Raw genomic sequence first — 15,281 nt, forward strand, 5'->3', positions numbered from 1 at the left:
ACGCACCGAGTCCACACAACCCGCCAGCCGCCGGCGGGTTCCACCGGTTCGACCACCCCCACCCCAACCTGTTCTAGAATTAGCGGCTTGAAAGACGGATCCGCCTCCCCCCATGCCCTTTGTCGTCACTGAAAACTGCATCAAGTGCAAGCACACCGATTGCGTGGAAGTGTGCCCCGTGGACTGCTTCCACGAAGGCCCCAACTTCCTGGTGATCGACCCGGATGAGTGCATCGACTGCACCCTGTGCGAACCCGAGTGCCCGGTCAACGCGATCTTCCCCGAAGACGACGTCCCGGCTGGACAGGAAGTGTTCGTGGGGTTGAACGCGGAACTGGCGAAGGAATGGCCGGTGCTCACCGTGCGCAAGGACCCGCCCGCCGACGCCGGCGACTGGGATGGCAAGCCGGACAAACTGCCGCTGCTGGAGCGCTGAACCGCGCGCACGACAACGAAGAAGGGCGCCCGAGGGCGCCCTTCTTCTTTCGTGCTGCAGGTGACGCCGAGCACGGCTCGGCGCTACCGGGCATCGCCCGTTACGGAGCCAGCTTGGCCTTCAGCGCGGCGATCAGCTTGACCGGCGCATCGGCGGTAGCCGGCAGGCCGCGCGGATCGACCGCCGACACGTATGAGCCGCCGTTGACCGCCACGACACGCACCAGGAAGTTGCTGCCTTCGAAGGCCACGTCGTAGGAACCCAGCAGCTGGGCGCGGGTGGCGATGGTCAGCCCGTCGATGGCCTCCAGTGCGGTACCCACGTCGGTGAAGGCCTGGTCCTTGCCGGCGGTGACGTTGAAGCCGGAGGCATTGTTGGCCGGCGCGGCCGGAGCCTGGCCCGGGGCAGCCGCCGGGGCCGGGCGCGACGCCTGCGAGGCCAGCACCGAACCGGTTTCACCGGTGGTGGACGCCTTGCCGGCACCGGCCGGTGCGGTCAGGTCCGGCGGGACTTCCAGCGGGCGGACTTCCGGGGCCAGCGCGTAATCGCCGCGCGCACCCTTCTTGAAGCAGCCGGTGGTGGCCACGACGGTGCCCAGGGCAAGGATCGCGATGGACAGTACGCGGAAGGTGGAAACGGATTGACGCATGGGAATCTCCTGGAACGCCACGAGGGGGTCAGTGGCTGGAAAGGGCTTCGAGCGCGGCGATGTCGCCGGCCAGATGCTCGGCCGCGGGCTGGTGTGCTGCCGACAGCGGCAGCAACGGCAGGCGCAGGTCATGGCCGATGCCGATCCGGCGCAACAACGCCTTGACCGGGATCGGATTCGGTTCGACACCACAGAAATCATGGAACGGCTGCAGGCGCGCGTCCCAGCTTCCGGTCGCATCATGATCGTGGGCGGCGGCAAGCTCGCACATGCGGCGGTAAGCACCCGGCAGCGCGTTCGAGCCTACCGAGACCAGGCCATCCATGCCGGCCTGGATCGAGCGCGCGGCGGTGCCGTCATCCCCGCTGAGGATGGCGAAACCGTCGCTGCGCAGCGCCAGCAGCGCCTTTACCCGGCCGTTGTCACCCACGGCTTCCTTGATGCCGACGATGTTCGGATGACCGGCCAGTTCAGCCACGGTTTCCGGCAGCATGTCGCAGCCGGTGCGGCCGGGCACGTTGTACAGCACCACCGGCAGGCCACCGTTGTCGGCCACGGCGCGGTAATGCGCGATCAGCCCGGCCTGGGTCGGACGCACGTAGGGCGGGGTCACCACCAGCGCGTGGGTCGCCCCGGCCGCGGCAGCGCGGCGGGTCTGTTCGATGGTCCTGGCGGTGCCGGACAGGCCGGTACCGGCCAGTACCGGCACGCGGCCGGCGATGCGCTCGACCGCGCTGGCCAGCAGCTGGTCGTATTCCGTATCGGACAGGGTGGACGCTTCGCCGGTGGAGCCGGCCACGACCACGCCGCGCACCCCTCCTTCCAGCTGCAGGTGCAGCAGGCGCTGCCAACCGTCGATGTCGAGGGAGCCGTCGGCCCGGAAGGGGGTCGCCAGCGCGGTGATGAGGCCGGAAAGGGACAAGGCGTGCTGCTCGTGGCTGTGGGGGGAGAAACGGGACGGCAGGGAACTCCGGCCGCCCTGCATGTTACTTGCGGCGCGAAAGCGCGGGCAAGTATGCTGGACACCGGTGAATCCCCGCCCGTTGGGGGCATTCAGACTCACGCACGCATTACCCGGAATCGCCTTGACCGACACCACCCCGCGCCCTTCGCCCAGCGAAAACCATCTCCTGATCAACGCCTACACGACGCATCCGGAGTCCCCCCTGCTGCCTGTCACCCGCCGCATCGCCGACAGCGGCTGCAACCTGGTGGACGCTCGCCTGTCCACCGTGGGCCGTGATGTGTCGGTCACCGCGCTGGCCACCGGCTCCTGGGATTCGGTAGCCAAACTGGAGGCCATGCTGACCCGGCTGGAGCGCGAGGAAGGCCTCAAGCTGGTCTGGTACCGCACCGAAGCCAAGCAGGCACAGTCCAACCTGCTGCCCTACATCGTGGAAGTGATCGCCGCCGACAAGCCGGGCATCCTGTTCCAGCTGGCCGATTTCTTCGACCGCCAGGGCATCACCATCGAAAGCCTGCAGAGCACCCGCTACCGTGCGATGCAGACCGGCGCGGAAATGTTCAGCGCGCAGGTCACCATCGGCGTTCCGGCGAACATGCACATCGCCGCGCTGCGCGATGATTTCCTCGAGTTCTGCGACCACCTGAACCTGGACGCGATCATGGATCCGATGAAGTTCTGACTGTTTTTTCGCACGTCCGTCACGGGCGTGCGGGGTTTCATGCAAATGTAGTAGCGTCCAGATGTAGTAGCGTCGAGCTTGCTCGACGAAGGCTCCACCCCAGGCCCTGCAAGGAACACATGAACAACGGCGACATCCTGGACCGCACCACCCTGTCCCTCCCGCTGGCACTGTCCGGCGGCGCCCACGCCACCCTCGGCGACTTCGCCGGCCAATGGCTGGTGCTGTACTTCTACCCGAAGGACAGCACTCCGGGTTGCACCACCGAAGGCCTCGATTTCAATGCCCTGCTGCCGCAGTTCGAGCAGGCCGGCGCGGTGGTCCTCGGTGTTTCGCGCGACTCGGTGAAATCGCACGACAATTTCTGCGCCAAGCAGGGTTTCCGCTTCGCGCTGGTCAGTGACAGCGATGAGGCGCTGTGCAGCGCCTTCGACGTGATCAAGCTGAAGAGCATGTACGGCAAGCAGGTGCGCGGGATTGAACGCAGCACCTTCCTGGTGTCCCCGGAAAGCCGCATCGTGCAGTCCTGGCGCAAGCTCAAGGTCGCCGGCCATGCCGATGCGGTGCTCCACGCACTGAAGGCCGCCCAGGCACAGTGACTCCCATCGCCTACTTCGTCCGCCACCTCCCTGCCCACGTGCAGGCCGGGGTGGTTTTCCCCTGCCCGTCCACCAGGAACCGATGATGACCCGAGGCAAGCGCATCTACGTGCTGGATACCAACGTGCTGATGCACGATCCCACCGCGCTGTTCAAATTCGAGGAGCACGATGTCTACCTGCCGATGCAGGTGATCGAAGAACTGGACAATGGCAAGAAGGGCACCTCCGAAGCGAGCCGCAACGCCCGCCAGGTAAGCCGTTTCCTCAATGAACTGGTACAGGCGTCCGGGCTGGACAACCTGGCAGAAGGCATCCCGTTGCAGCGACCCCATGGCCTGCAGCTGCGCGGCGTCCACAGCGCCGGCAAGCTGCGCTTCCAGACCAGCCATTTCGACGCCGGCAAGAGCTTCGGCAAGGTCATCCCGGACAACGCCATCCTCGGCGCGATCCTGGCGCTGCAGGAGGAATCACCGGATGTACCGGTGGTGTTCGTGTCCAAGGACATCAACCTGCGGATCAAGGCGGCCATCGCCGGGATCGTGTCCGAGGACTACGAGAACGACCGCGCGCTGGATGATTTCAGCCTGCTGTATACCGGCGCCACCGAGCTGCCGGAAGACTTCTGGAAGCGCCACGCAAACGACCTGCGCAGCTGGAGCGACAAGGGACGTTCGCATTACGAAGTGGAAGCGCACGAGGACGAGGACTGGTATCCCAACCAGTACGTCTACCTGCCGGGCGAGGACGAGGTGGAGCTGCGCGTCAGCAAGGTCACCGGCGACACGGTCAACCTGGCGCTGGTGGATGATTTCCGCCATGGCAGCCATGCGGTGTGGGGCATCAGCGCGCGCAACCGCGAGCAGAACTTCGCGCTCAATGCGCTGATGGATCCGGACATCGACTTCGTCACCCTGCTCGGCACCGCCGGCACCGGCAAGACCCTGCTGGCACTGGCTGCCGGCCTGGCGCAGACGCTGGACCAGCAGCGCTACCGCGAAATCATCATGACCCGCGCCACGGTCAGCGTCGGCGAAGACATCGGCTTCCTGCCCGGCACCGAAGAAGAAAAGATGACGCCGTGGATGGGCGCGCTGACCGACAACCTGGAAGTGCTGACCCAGCCGCAGGAAGGCGGCTCGTGGGGCCGTGCAGCGACCAACGACCTGCTGGCCAGCAGGATCAAGATCCGTTCGATGAACTTCATGCGCGGTCGCACCTTCCTCTCGCGCTACCTGATCCTGGACGAAGCGCAGAACCTCACCCCGAAGCAGATGAAGACCCTGATCACCCGCGCCGGCCCGGGCACCAAGATCGTCTGCCTGGGCAACGTGGAGCAGATCGACACGCCGTACCTGACCGAAACCACGTCCGGCCTGACCTACGCGGTGGACCGTTTCAAGAACTGGCCGCACAGCGCGCACATCACGCTGCGACGCGGTGAACGTTCGCGGCTGGCCGACTATGCATCGGAGGTGCTGTGAACCGATTGACGCATGTGTTGTTGCCCCTGGCCGCGGGTGCCCTGCTGGGCGCCTGCAGCACCGTACAGGGTCCGCCCAGTGTTCCCACGGCGGCCAAGACCGGGCAGTCCTGGGTGGTGACCCGGCCGGTGGTGGCCGCGCAGGTGCTCGACACCTGTTCGCGCCCCAGCCCCGGCCGCGACGCCGGCCGGGTGACCGGCTACTGGGCCCCCAGCCGCCTGCAGATCGAACAGCTGGAGGCCCAGCTGCAGCAGCTGGCGGGCCAGGTGGACGCACCGCAGGACTACGATCGCCAGTACGTCGGCATCGAAGCCGACGGTCGCGAGCTGATCTACGTCAATGCCTTCAAACTGCCGGACGACAGCGGCATCAACCCGGCGCGCGAAGCGATGCGCGCCTGCGATGGCGGTGCGATGTTCTGGGGCGCGCTGTTCGACCCGAAGCTCGGCACGTTCTCCGAGTTCCATGCCAACGGGGGCAAACAGGGCTAGCGGCGGATGCTATCGAGCAGGCGGGCATGGCGGGGCCCTACAATCGACCCATGAGCCCGAACACGCCCGCTTCCGCCCTCACCATCGCCGGATCCGATTCCGGCGGTGGTGCCGGCATCCAGGCCGACCTGAAAGCCTTTGCCGCGCACCGCGTGCATGGCCTTTCGGCGATCGCCGCGCTGACCGCGCAGAACACCCGCGGCGTCAGCGCCGTGCATGTCCCACCGATCGCGTTCCTGCAGGCCCAGATCGCCGCCTGCTTCGATGACTTCGACGTGCACGCGGTCAAGCTGGGCATGTTGGCCAACGCCGAGGTGATCCACTGCGTGGCCGATGCACTGGAGAAACATCGCCCGCCGCACATCGTGCTGGACCCGGTGATGATCGCTACCAGCGGCGCGCGCCTGCTGGAAGACAGCGCACTGGAAGCGCTGCGTACCCGCCTGCTGCCCTTGGCCACGCTGATTACTCCGAACACTCCGGAAGCCGAACTGCTGGTGGGCCGGCGCATCCTGGACGGCGACGACGCCGAGCACGCTGCGGCACTGCTGCTGGAGCTGGGCGCAGGCGCGGTGCTGCTCAAGGGCGGCCACCTGCAGGAGGGAAATCGCGTCGTCGACCGCTTCTTCGACGGCGTGAGCAGCGAGACCTTCATCCATGCCCGTCTGCCGGTGGACGCGCACGGGACCGGCTGTACGCTGGCATCGGCGATCGCCGCCCAGCTGTGCAACGGGCTGAGCCTGGCCAACGCCTGCGAGGCCGCCATCGATTACGTGGCGCGCGGCCTGCAACAGGGCTATGCGCCAGGCCGCGGCACGGTGCTGGTGCTGGATCACTTCGGCGCTGCGTCCCACGCATGACCCTGGACGCGCACAGCACGTCGCTGCAGGCGGCCGACGGGCACGCCTTCGCCCTGCTGCACTGCCTGCCCGCACAGCCGCGCGCGCGCCTGCTGTGGCTGCCTGCGCTGGGTGTGGCCGCGCGGCATTACCTGCCGTTGGCGCAGGCGCTGGCTGCGCGCGGCATCGCGGTCTACCTGCATGAGTGGCGCGGCAATGGCAGCAGTTCGCTGCGGCCTTCGCGTGCACAGGATTGGGGCTACCGGGAAATCCTCGAACAGGACCTGCCGGCCAGCCAACAGCTGCTGCTCCAGCATGACCAGCAAGACCGCGTGCTGCCGTGGATCGTAGGCGGCCACAGCCTGGGTGGGCAGTTGGCGTGCCTGCATGCCGGGCGCTTCCCCGCCGATTTCCAGCACCTGTGGCTGGTGGCCAGCGGAACGCCGTGGTGGCGCAGCTTCCCGGCGCCGCGCGGCTGGCTGCTGCCACTGGCCTACCGCTTCCTGCCTTGGCTGGCGCGGCGCAACGGCGTGCTGCCGGGCCGCCGACTCGGCTTTGGCGGCAATGAAGCACGCGGGCTGATCCAGGACTGGTCGCGCGTGGGGCTGTGCAACCGCTATGCCGCCGCAGGCATGGCCGAGGACTTGGAAAGCCAGTTGCGGCTCGTGCAGGGACAGGCGCGCGCCGTGCTGATGACCGATGACTGGCTGGCACCTACGGGATCGATGCAGGCCCTGCTGGCCAAGCTGCCCAACGTGCAGGTCACGACCTCCGTGCTGGATGCCGCGATGCTGCGCGCGCGTGCCGACCACTTCCACTGGATGAAGGCGCCGGAGCCGGTCGCGGAGGCGCTGTTGCGTTCATTTGACTGAAATCCTTCACAAAGGCGTTGACGGATGCAGCGGTAATCCGCATAATTCCGCTCCTGTTGCAGGGCGCCCGTAGCTCAGTTGGATAGAGTACCTGGCTACGAACCAGGCGGTCGGGAGTTCGAATCTCTCCGGGCGCACCATCAACAGGAACATCAACCCCGCCGTTGATGTGGTAACGCAGAAATCGCTGTCACATGCGCCCGTAGCTCAGTTGGATAGAGTACCTGGCTACGAACCAGGCGGTCGGGAGTTCGAATCTCTCCGGGCGCACCAGTGACGCGATCATCAACGCCGCCGTTGATGCAGCAGTAGAAGGCAGTACACCGTGCGCCCGTAGCTCAGTTGGATAGAGTACCTGGCTACGAACCAGGCGGTCGGGAGTTCGAATCTCTCCGGGCGCACCACTATTCGAAGAAACAGCAGGCCTCGGCCTGCTGTTTTTTTTGCATGCGCCACTTACCGCTGCGCTCGCCGACCATGGGTCGGCGCTACCGGGGTCACCGCATCGCGTGCCACCAGGCCTCCAGCGTGCCTGGCGTGCGTAGCCGTTCGCGCCACCAGCGCAGCGCCGCGCCATCTTCGCCGGTGCGCCATGCCAGCCAGAACGTTTCCTCCGGCTTGTGCTCTTCGACCTCACGGATCACCAGTTCACCGCGGTCCACCGCCGCATGCGCGCACGGCGCCGGCAGGAAACCAAAGCCGATGCCCTCGCGCTGCAGGCGCAGCTTGCTGGCCATGTCCGGCACGCTGAGGGTTTCCTGCCCCATCAGCAGGCCAACGGTGCGCGGCAACAGCCGACGCGCCGAATCGGAAACGGCGATCGCACAGTGTTCAACCAGCTGCTCGCGCCGCAGCACGCCCGGCACCGCAGCCAGCGGATGGCCCGGCGCGATCGCGAACACGAACTCGACGCTGCCCAGTGGCTCCACCACGTAGCCACCGCCACTGGGGCCCTCGCCCGCCGCCCCCACCAGCAGGTCCGCGCGACGATCGAGCAGCGCCTCCCAGGTGCCCGAGAGCGCCTCGCCGATCAGCCGCAGGCGGGTCTGCGCGGCGACGTCACGGAACGCCTTGATGTCCCGCCCCAGCAACCAGGTCGGGAACATCGAATCCACCGCCAGGGTCAGTTCGGCCTCCCAGCCAGAGGCTACCCGGCGCACCCGCAGCTCCAGCTCGCGCGCCGCACGCAGCAGGTGGCGGCCCTCATCCAGCAGCGCGCGGCCGGCCGGGGTCATCTCCGCACGCGGCCCGACCCGGTCGAACAGCTGCACGCCGAGGTCCTCTTCCAGCTTGGCCACGGTGTAGGAAATGGTCGAGGGCACCTTGTGCAGCGTCTTGCCGGCCGCAGCGAACGAGCCGCGGCGGTCGATGGCATCCAGGATCTGCAGGGCGTCGAGGCTGAGCTTGAGCATTCGAAATTTTCGATGATGGCTTGCGAAACTATCCGTTTTTCAAAGCGCGAGGGCAAGCGGATACTTCTTCGCAACGGGAAACCACGGCCTGCACGGCCGCGAGGTCCCACGTCGAAACCATCGAACAAGGAGCACCACCATGATCCAGATCCGTAAGAGCGCCACCCGCGGCAAGGCCGACCATGGCTGGCTGAACTCCATGCACACCTTCTCCTTCGCCAATTACTACGACCCGCGCTACACCAGCTTCGGCCCGCTGCGGGTGATCAACGAAGACAAGGTGATCGGCGGCCAGGGCTTCGGCACGCACAGCCACAGCAACATGGAAATCATTTCCTACGTGCTCGGCGGCGCGCTGGAACACAAGGATTCGATGGGCACCGGTTCGGTGCTGCGCTACGGCGATGTGCAGCGCATGAGCGCCGGCAGCGGCGTCAGCCACAGCGAGTTCAACCATTCGGCCGATGAGACGGTGCACTTCCTGCAGATCTGGCTGTTCCCGGACCAGGAGAACATCGCGCCGTCCTACCAGGAAACCAACTTCAGCCCCGAGGACAAGCGTGGCCAACTGCGACTGATCGCCTCGCCGGACGGTGCCGAAGGTTCGCTGCTGATCCATCAGGATGCCCGCATCTACGCCACCATCCTGGATGGCGCACAGCGCCTCACCCACACCCTGGCGAGCGGTCGCGGCGCCTATGTGCAGGTGGCGCGTGGCCAGCTGCAGGTCAACGGGATCACCCTGGAAGCGGGCGATGCGCTGCAGGTGCGCGACGAATCCCAGCTGACACTGGAAAACGGCAATGACGCCGAGGTGCTGGTGTTCGACCTGGCGCTGTAATGCCCCGCATCGCCTGACCTCTCGTGGCCTGCGACGGCACGGCGGGTCAGGCAGCCGCGCGGTACCGAGCCGGCGACGCGGCATCAACGACACAAAAAAAACGCCCGCAGAGAGTATCTGCGGGCGTTTTCATATATGGCGGAGCGAGAGGGATTCGAACCCTCGATAGAGCTTTTGACCCTATACTCCCTTAGCAGGGGAGCCCCTTCAGCCGCTCGGGCATCGCTCCGGGGTGTTGCAACCGCTGGTGGAGAAGTACTCCGCAGCGGGGACGCGAATAATAGCTTTTTTCGCGACCGGAGGTAAAGCCTTATTCAGCAGAATCTTCACTGCTGGTCGCAGCTTCATCACCGCGCTGGATGCGCTGGTAGATTTCCTCGCGATGCACGGCCACGTCCTTCGGCGCCGTGATGCCGATACGGACCTGGTTTCCCTTGACGCCCAGGACAGTCACGCTGACCGAGTCGCCAATCATCAGGGTTTCGCCAACGCGGCGGGTCAAGATCAACATTGTGGTAATTCTCCATGAAACCGTGTGGAAGGGTATCCCCCACCGGCCTGACGCGCCGTAAAGGCCCGCCCCACTACGAAGGGAAAAAGATTGCCAATGGTACCGTCAGCCCTCCCGCAGCTTCAAGGCGCGGAAGGGCTGCGGTTCATCCCAGACGCGGGCGGACCCAGTCGATCGCCGCAGCCAGGGCAGTCGCAAGGGCGGGCCCGTCCTCGCCACCACCCTGGGCGAGATCGGGACGACCACCGCCCTTGCCCCCGATCTGACTGGCAATGTGGGACAACAGTTCCCCGGCCTTGACCCGGCCCATTGCACTGCCGTTCACGCCAGCAACCAGGGCGACCTTCCCGTCCTGCGCACCGGCCAGCAGGATCACGGCATCACCCAGTTGCTGTTTGAGGCGATCCACCGCATCGCGCAAGGCTTTTGCGTCAAAGCCTTCCAATCGCGCGACCAGCACCTTCACCCCGGACACGTCCACCGCCTGGGTGGACAGGTCCGCGGTGGCACCGGCGGCGAGCTTGGCCTTCAGCGATTCCAGTTCACGTTCGAGCTGCTTCTGGCGCAGGATCTGGGTGCGGATCTTCTCCACCACGTCGCCCGCACTGCCGCCGAGCAGGCTGGCCGCTTCGGACAGGCGTGCCTCTTCGTCCGCGACGAAATCCAGCGCGCCCTGGCCGGTGACCGCCTCGATGCGGCGCACGCCAGCGGACACGCCGCCTTCGGAGGTGATCTTGAACAGGCCGATGTCACCGGTGCGGCTGACATGGGTGCCGCCGCACAGTTCGGTGGAATAGTCGCCCATTTTCAGCACGCGCACGTTTTCGCCGTACTTTTCGCCGAACAGGGCCATCGCGCCGAAGTCGAGCGCTTCCTGCATGGCCATGTTGTGCACTTCCACGGCGTTGTTGATGCGCACCTGCTGGTTGACCTTGCGCTCGATGATCGCCAGTTCTTCGGCGCTGATCGGCTGGAAATGCGAGAAGTCGAAACGCAGGCGGTCCGGCGCCACCAGCGAACCCTTCTGCTGCACGTGGGTGCCAAGCACTTCGCGCAGGGCGGCATGCAGCAGGTGGGTGGCGGAGTGATTGAGGATGGTCGCGCCGCGGCGCTCCGCGTCGACCTGGCCGGCCAGCACGTCACCGACCTTCAGGCTGCCCTCGGCGAGGGTGCCGACATGGCCATGGAACTGGCCCGCGAACTTCTGCGTCTCGGTCACGTCCACGCGCACGCCAGCAGCCGACAGCACGCCGGTGTCACCGACCTGGCCACCGGATTCGGCGTAGAACGGGGTCTGTTCGGTCAGCACGATCACCGCATCACCGGCGGCGGCGGCCTGCACCGGACGGCCGTCCTTCAGCAGCGCCACCACGCGCAGGCCATCGGCCTGCAGCGCGTCGTAACCGAGGAACACGGTGGGCTTGAGGGTGGCGACCAGGTCGGCCGGCAGGCTGACGCCGCCGCCGAACTTGCCCGCCGCACGCGCGGTTTCGCGCTGCTGTTCCATCGCCACGTCGAAGCCGGCGGTGTCCACGGTCATGTCACGCTCGCGCGCGATATCAGCGGTGAGGTCCAGCGGGAAACCATAGGTATCGTACAGACGGAACGCATCCACGCCGGGAATGATGTTGTTGCTGGCCTTGCCCGCGATGTCTTCGAAGATCTTCATGCCGGCGTCCAGCGTCTCGGCGAAGCGCTCTTCTTCGGCCTGCAGGGCGCGGGTCACGGTGTCGGCGGTGGCCGGCAGTTCCGGATAGGCCACGCCCATCTGCTCGACCAGGGTCGGCACCAGCTTGCTGAAGAACGGTTGGCGCACGCCCAGCATCCAGCCGTGGCGCAGCGCGCGACGGATGATCCGGCGCAGTACGTAGCCACGGCCTTCGTTGGACGGCAGCACGCCATCGACGATCAGGAACGAACACGCACGGATATGGTCGGCGATCACCCGCAGCGACTTGTTTTCCAGGTCGGCCATGCCGGTCAGTTCGCTGGCCTTGCGGATCAGCGCCTGGAACAGGTCGATTTCATAGTTGGTGTGCACGTGCTGCAGGATCGCCGCCAGGCGCTCCAGGCCCATGCCGGTGTCCACGCAGGGCGCCGGCAGCGGCACCAGGCTGCCATCGGGCTGGCGATCGAACTGCATGAACACCAGGTTCCAGATTTCGATGAAACGGTCGCCATCTTCATCCGGCGAGCCCGGCGGACCACCGGCAATGTGGTCGCCATGGTCGTAGAAGATCTCCGTGCACGGACCGCACGGGCCGGTGTCGGCCATCTGCCAGAAGTTGTCCGAGGCGTACGGGGCGCCCTTGTTGTCGCCGATGCGCACGATGCGCTCTTCCGGGATGCCGACCATGTCGCGCCACAGCGCGTAGGCCTCGTCATCGGTCTGGTAGACGGTGACCAGCAGGCGCTCGGCCGGCAGCTTCCAGACCTGGGTCAGCAGCTCCCAGGCCCAGGCAATGGCGTCCTTCTTGAAGTAGTCGCCGAAGGACCAGTTGCCCAGCATTTCGAAGAAAGTATGGTGACGGGCGGTGTAACCCACCTGGTCCAGGTCGTTGTGCTTGCCGCCTGCGCGCAGGCAGCGCTGGACGTCGGCAGCGCGCACGTAGCTGCGCTTCTCCGCGCCCAGGAACACGTCCTTGAACTGGACCATGCCGGAATTGGTGAACAGCAGGGTCGGGTCGTTGCCCGGCACCAGCGGTGCCGACGGCACGATGGTGTGGCCCTTGCCCTTGAAGAACTCAAGGAAGTCGCTGCGGATCTGGGAGGTAGTGAATTTGGCGGATGCGGTCATGGGGGCTGGCAGTCTGCGTGCCGGAGGCGCCACCGCCTCCAGCCACACTGGCCAGGGTCGGGTTTCGGACCTCCGAAACGTTGAAGGGTAACAGGCCAGCGGCGCTCAGTCCTCTGCATCGAAGCGGGTGGCGCGGCGGATGGTGTCGCCATCGAACCCGCGGCGGGCCAGCAGGTCGGCGGCCTTGCGCCGCTGCGGCAGGTCCTGCGGTCCTTCCTCGCCGAAACGGCGGCGCACCAGGTCACGGGCATTCTCCAGGAAATCGCCCTCGTAGCTGTCCATCGCGGCGCTTATGGCATCACTGTCCAGCCCATGGGTGCCCAGTTCGGCCTGGATGTGGCGCGGTCCGTACCCGCCATTGGCCCGGTTGCGCACCAGGAACTCGGCGAAGCGTTCATCGTCCTGCCAGCCTTCGCTGGTCAGCTTGTCCACCGCGGCCTGCGCCTGTTCGGGCTCGATGCCGCGCGCGACCAGTTTGCGGCCCAGTTCCTTGCGCGAATGATCGCGCCGCACCAGCAGGCCAAGCGCCCGCTGCAGGGGCGTCAGTTCGGGCCGGCGTCGTTTACGTGCGCCCGGTGGGGCGTCGGATTCGTCGTGCATGCTCATCCTTCACTCAGCGCCGTCCCTGACGCCACGCCGTTGGCCGGCGTGAAAATCCTGCGGGACAGGACGGCGTCACTGACGGCGCCGCCCTGCCCCACAGCATGTCTTACGCTTCGTCGGCGTCGTCTTCGTCGCCGGCTTCCTTCGGTGCTTCAGCCGGCTGGAACTTCTCGCGCAGCTCCGCTTCCAGGCGCTGGGCCACGGCCGGGTTGTCGCGCAGGTAGCCGCGGGCGTTGTCCTTGCCCTGGCCGATGCGCTCTTCGCCGTAGCTGTACCAGGCACCGGCTTTTTCAACCAGCTTGGCTTCCACGCCCATGTCGATCAGTTCGCCTTCGCGGCTGATGCCTTCGCCGTACAGGATCTCGGTGATGACCTGCTTGAACGGCGGCGCCAGCTTGTTCTTGACGACCTTGATCTTGGTCTGGTTGCCGATGATCTCATCGCCCTTCTTGATCGCACCGATGCGGCGGATGTCCAGACGCACCGAGGCGTAGAACTTCAGCGCATTGCCGCCGGTGGTCACTTCCGGGCTCTGGCCCGGCATCATCACGCCGATCTTGTGGCGCAGCTGGTTGATGAACACCACCAGCGTGTTGGAGCGCTTGATGTTGCCGGTCAGCTTGCGCAGCGCCTGGCTCATCAGGCGGGCCTGCAGGCCCGGCAGCTGGTCACCCATCTCGCCTTCGATTTCAGCCTTCGGGGTCAGCGCGGCGACCGAGTCGACCACCACGATGTCCACCGAGTTGGAGCGCACCAGCATGTCGGCGATTTCCAGCGCCTGCTCACCGGTATCCGGCTGCGACAGCAGCAGGTCGTCGACATTGACGCCCAGCTTGGCGGCGTAGATCGGGTCCAGGGCGTGCTCGGCATCGATGAAGGCCGCCGTGCCGCCCTTCTTCTGGCACTCGGCGATGGCCTGCAGCGTCAGGGTGGTCTTGCCCGAGGACTCCGGACCATAGATTTCCACGACCCGGCCCTTGGGCAGGCCGCCGATGCCCAATGCGATATCCAGCATCAGCGAACCGGTCGGGATGATCTCGACGGGCTCGACAACGCGATCGCCCATCCGCATCACCGAGCCTTTACCGAACTGCTTTTCGATCTGGCTCAGGGCGGCGGCCAGGGCACGCTTCTTGTTCTCGTCCATCGTCTTGGTCCTTGGGGAAGTGGTCATCTTTTTAATCGTGGTCAACTCGGGTTCGGGGGTGACTGTAGCGGCCGCGCATCGCACAGGATGAGACGCGCGCCGGGCAAGTCGAACATTATCGCCGCAGACGTCAGCGGCAGCCGTCCCCGGACATTCAACGGTTGGGTCGCAGCAGGCCGCAGTACAGGCCTTCGATGGCGAAATCCTGGTCCGGCAATACTTCGATGGGGGCGTAATCGGGATTGCGCGGCAGCAGGCGGATACGGTCCTTGCCGATCTTCAGCAGCTTGACGGTGATTTCCTCATCGATGCGGGCCACCACGATCTGCCCGGTACGGGCATCGCGGGTGCGGTGCACACCGATCAGGTCACCATCGAAGATGCCTTCGTCGATCATCGAATCGCCCTGCACCTTGAGCAGGTAATCCGGTGCCGGGGAGAAGAACACGCGGTCGAGCACGACGAAGTCGTCCGAGCCGATGTCCGCGCCGATCGGCAGGCCGGCTGCTACACGCCCCAGCACCGGCAGGCGCAGCACGCTGTCATCCTGCGTCGGCTCGGCGACCTGCTTCAGCGGCGGCGCCTGCACCAGGCGGATGCCACGCGCCTGGCCGGGGACGCGGCGAATGGCACCGGCCGCTTCCAGCGCTTCAAGGTGGTACTGCGCGGCGCGCACGCCCTTGAAGCCGAAGGCACGGGCGATTTCGGTCTGCGAAGGCGGTGCGCCTTCGGATTCGATGCGCTCGGCGATCAGCTGCAGGATGGCCTGCTGGGTTTCGGTCAGGTTCGTCGTGTCCATGGTTAGTAGTAATACTACTAACTCTTTCGCGCCGCAAGTGCCGTTGCGGGATGGCAGCGAACGGCGGAGCCCCTCGTGGCGGGTCGCTGGAGCCGGTGTGCTGGGCTGGGCCGGGCGGGAGGGATGGGTGGGGGACGGCAAAGACCGCATCCATGC

General features: G+C 66.1%; 16 protein-coding genes and 4 tRNA genes. 11 read left to right on the top strand and 9 right to left on the bottom strand.

All coding sequences use genetic code 11. From position 1 onward, the window contains the following. Positions 1–112: 112 nt before the first annotated feature. Positions 113–436, top strand: a complete 324-nt coding sequence (gene fdxA, locus ABE522_RS11165) for a ferredoxin FdxA (protein ID WP_042615187.1) — start codon at positions 113–115, stop codon at positions 434–436. Between the two features lie 100 nt (positions 437–536). On the opposite strand, the gene ABE522_RS11170 is transcribed toward fdxA, so the two are convergent. Then, complete coding sequence (locus ABE522_RS11170; protein ID WP_346591755.1) at positions 537–1,085, bottom strand: hypothetical protein; 549 nt, start codon at positions 1,083–1,085, stop codon at positions 537–539. 28 nt (positions 1,086–1,113) lie between these two features. Next, positions 1,114–2,007 (bottom strand): 4-hydroxy-tetrahydrodipicolinate synthase, encoded by an 894-nt coding sequence (gene dapA, locus ABE522_RS11175; protein ID WP_346591756.1) that lies wholly within the window; start codon positions 2,005–2,007, stop codon positions 1,114–1,116. 163 nt (positions 2,008–2,170) lie between these two features. Between dapA and ABE522_RS11180 the strand changes: the two genes are divergently transcribed. The 9 genes from ABE522_RS11180 to ABE522_RS11220 all read left to right on the top strand — a co-directional run bounded on the left by ABE522_RS11180 (position 2,171) and on the right by ABE522_RS11220 (position 7,419). Continuing rightward, positions 2,171–2,731 carry a glycine cleavage system transcriptional repressor gene (locus ABE522_RS11180; RefSeq protein WP_042615184.1) on the top strand — a complete coding sequence of 187 codons (561 nt, stop codon included), beginning with the start codon at positions 2,171–2,173 and terminating at the stop codon, positions 2,729–2,731. 119 nt (positions 2,732–2,850) lie between these two features. Next, on the top strand, positions 2,851–3,330 hold the full coding sequence (locus tag ABE522_RS11185) for a peroxiredoxin (RefSeq protein ID WP_346591757.1): 480 nt from the start codon (positions 2,851–2,853) through the stop codon (positions 3,328–3,330). A gap of 85 nt (positions 3,331–3,415) precedes the next feature. Continuing rightward, positions 3,416–4,813 (top strand): PhoH family protein, encoded by a 1,398-nt coding sequence (locus tag ABE522_RS11190; protein WP_346591758.1) that lies wholly within the window; start codon positions 3,416–3,418, stop codon positions 4,811–4,813. Continuing rightward, positions 4,810–5,304, top strand: a complete 495-nt coding sequence (locus ABE522_RS11195; protein ID WP_346591759.1) for a hypothetical protein — start codon at positions 4,810–4,812, stop codon at positions 5,302–5,304. Before ABE522_RS11190 ends, ABE522_RS11195 begins: the two co-directional genes overlap by 4 nt. A 50-nt stretch (positions 5,305–5,354) precedes the next feature. Continuing rightward, a complete protein-coding gene (thiD, locus tag ABE522_RS11200) occupies positions 5,355–6,164 on the top strand; it encodes a bifunctional hydroxymethylpyrimidine kinase/phosphomethylpyrimidine kinase (protein ID WP_346591760.1) in 810 nt (269 codons plus the stop codon). Next, positions 6,161–7,015 carry an alpha/beta hydrolase family protein gene (locus tag ABE522_RS11205; RefSeq protein ID WP_346591761.1) on the top strand — a complete coding sequence of 285 codons (855 nt, stop codon included), beginning with the start codon at positions 6,161–6,163 and terminating at the stop codon, positions 7,013–7,015. Before thiD ends, ABE522_RS11205 begins: the two co-directional genes overlap by 4 nt. A 63-nt stretch (positions 7,016–7,078) precedes the next feature. Further along, a tRNA-Arg gene (locus ABE522_RS11210) sits at positions 7,079–7,155 on the top strand. 56 nt (positions 7,156–7,211) lie between these two features. After that, positions 7,212–7,288, top strand: a tRNA-Arg gene (locus ABE522_RS11215). Positions 7,289–7,342: 54 nt separating this feature from the next. Beyond that, positions 7,343–7,419, top strand: a tRNA-Arg gene (locus ABE522_RS11220). Between the two features lie 93 nt (positions 7,420–7,512). On the opposite strand, the gene ABE522_RS11225 is transcribed toward ABE522_RS11220, so the two are convergent. Then, positions 7,513–8,427 carry a LysR family transcriptional regulator gene (locus tag ABE522_RS11225; protein ID WP_346591762.1) on the bottom strand — a complete coding sequence of 305 codons (915 nt, stop codon included), beginning with the start codon at positions 8,425–8,427 and terminating at the stop codon, positions 7,513–7,515. Positions 8,428–8,566: 139 nt separating this feature from the next. Here ABE522_RS11225 and ABE522_RS11230 point away from each other — a divergent pair, with 139 nt between their 5' ends. Further along, entirely contained in the window at positions 8,567–9,268 is a 702-nt protein-coding gene (locus ABE522_RS11230; protein WP_346591763.1) for a pirin family protein, read from the top strand. A 136-nt stretch (positions 9,269–9,404) separates the two neighbouring features. Here ABE522_RS11230 and ABE522_RS11235 read toward each other — a convergent pair. The 6 genes from ABE522_RS11235 to lexA form a co-directional block, all read right to left on the bottom strand. Beyond that, a tRNA-Ser gene (locus ABE522_RS11235) sits at positions 9,405–9,497 on the bottom strand. A gap of 81 nt (positions 9,498–9,578) precedes the next feature. After that, the gene (gene csrA / locus ABE522_RS11240) at positions 9,579–9,779 is read right to left on the bottom strand and encodes a carbon storage regulator CsrA (RefSeq protein WP_042615469.1); all 201 of its coding nucleotides are present in this window, start codon (positions 9,777–9,779) and stop codon (positions 9,579–9,581) included. 145 nt (positions 9,780–9,924) lie between these two features. Next, the gene (gene alaS / locus ABE522_RS11245) at positions 9,925–12,576 is read right to left on the bottom strand and encodes an alanine--tRNA ligase (protein WP_346591764.1); all 2,652 of its coding nucleotides are present in this window, start codon (positions 12,574–12,576) and stop codon (positions 9,925–9,927) included. 105 nt (positions 12,577–12,681) lie between these two features. Beyond that, a complete protein-coding gene (recX, locus tag ABE522_RS11250) occupies positions 12,682–13,176 on the bottom strand; it encodes a recombination regulator RecX (protein WP_346591765.1) in 495 nt (164 codons plus the stop codon). 109 nt (positions 13,177–13,285) lie between these two features. Next, positions 13,286–14,326 carry a recombinase RecA gene (recA, locus tag ABE522_RS11255; protein WP_042615466.1) on the bottom strand — a complete coding sequence of 347 codons (1,041 nt, stop codon included), beginning with the start codon at positions 14,324–14,326 and terminating at the stop codon, positions 13,286–13,288. A 154-nt stretch (positions 14,327–14,480) separates the two neighbouring features. Further along, positions 14,481–15,125, bottom strand: a complete 645-nt coding sequence (gene lexA, locus ABE522_RS11260) for a transcriptional repressor LexA (RefSeq protein ID WP_346591766.1) — start codon at positions 15,123–15,125, stop codon at positions 14,481–14,483. Between the last annotated feature and the right edge of the window lie 156 nt (positions 15,126–15,281).

This window comes from Stenotrophomonas lacuserhaii (assembly GCF_039674585.1).
In the GTDB taxonomy this organism is placed as follows: domain Bacteria; phylum Pseudomonadota; class Gammaproteobacteria; order Xanthomonadales; family Xanthomonadaceae; genus Stenotrophomonas; species Stenotrophomonas pennii_A.

Bases quoted from the DNA above. Each gene is read 5' to 3' on its own strand.
- csrA (WP_042615469.1), bottom strand. From the start codon at position 9,779: ATGTTGATCTTGACCCGCCGCGTTGGCGAAACCCTGATGATTGGCGAC.
- ABE522_RS11190 (WP_346591758.1), top strand. From the start codon at position 3,416: ATGACCCGAGGCAAGCGCATCTACGTGCTGGATACCAACGTGCTGATG.
- ABE522_RS11185 (WP_346591757.1), top strand. From the start codon at position 2,851: ATGAACAACGGCGACATCCTGGACCGCACCACCCTGTCCCTCCCGCTG.
- ABE522_RS11205 (WP_346591761.1), top strand. From the start codon at position 6,161: ATGACCCTGGACGCGCACAGCACGTCGCTGCAGGCGGCCGACGGGCAC.
- ABE522_RS11230 (WP_346591763.1), top strand. From the start codon at position 8,567: ATGATCCAGATCCGTAAGAGCGCCACCCGCGGCAAGGCCGACCATGGC.
- fdxA (WP_042615187.1), top strand. From the start codon at position 113: ATGCCCTTTGTCGTCACTGAAAACTGCATCAAGTGCAAGCACACCGAT.
- ABE522_RS11225 (WP_346591762.1), bottom strand. From the start codon at position 8,427: ATGCTCAAGCTCAGCCTCGACGCCCTGCAGATCCTGGATGCCATCGAC.
- ABE522_RS11170 (WP_346591755.1), bottom strand. From the start codon at position 1,085: ATGCGTCAATCCGTTTCCACCTTCCGCGTACTGTCCATCGCGATCCTT.
- recX (WP_346591765.1), bottom strand. From the start codon at position 13,176: ATGCACGACGAATCCGACGCCCCACCGGGCGCACGTAAACGACGCCGG.
- recA (WP_042615466.1), bottom strand. From the start codon at position 14,326: ATGGACGAGAACAAGAAGCGTGCCCTGGCCGCCGCCCTGAGCCAGATC.
- alaS (WP_346591764.1), bottom strand. From the start codon at position 12,576: ATGACCGCATCCGCCAAATTCACTACCTCCCAGATCCGCAGCGACTTC.
- lexA (WP_346591766.1), bottom strand. From the start codon at position 15,125: ATGGACACGACGAACCTGACCGAAACCCAGCAGGCCATCCTGCAGCTG.
- thiD (WP_346591760.1), top strand. From the start codon at position 5,355: ATGAGCCCGAACACGCCCGCTTCCGCCCTCACCATCGCCGGATCCGAT.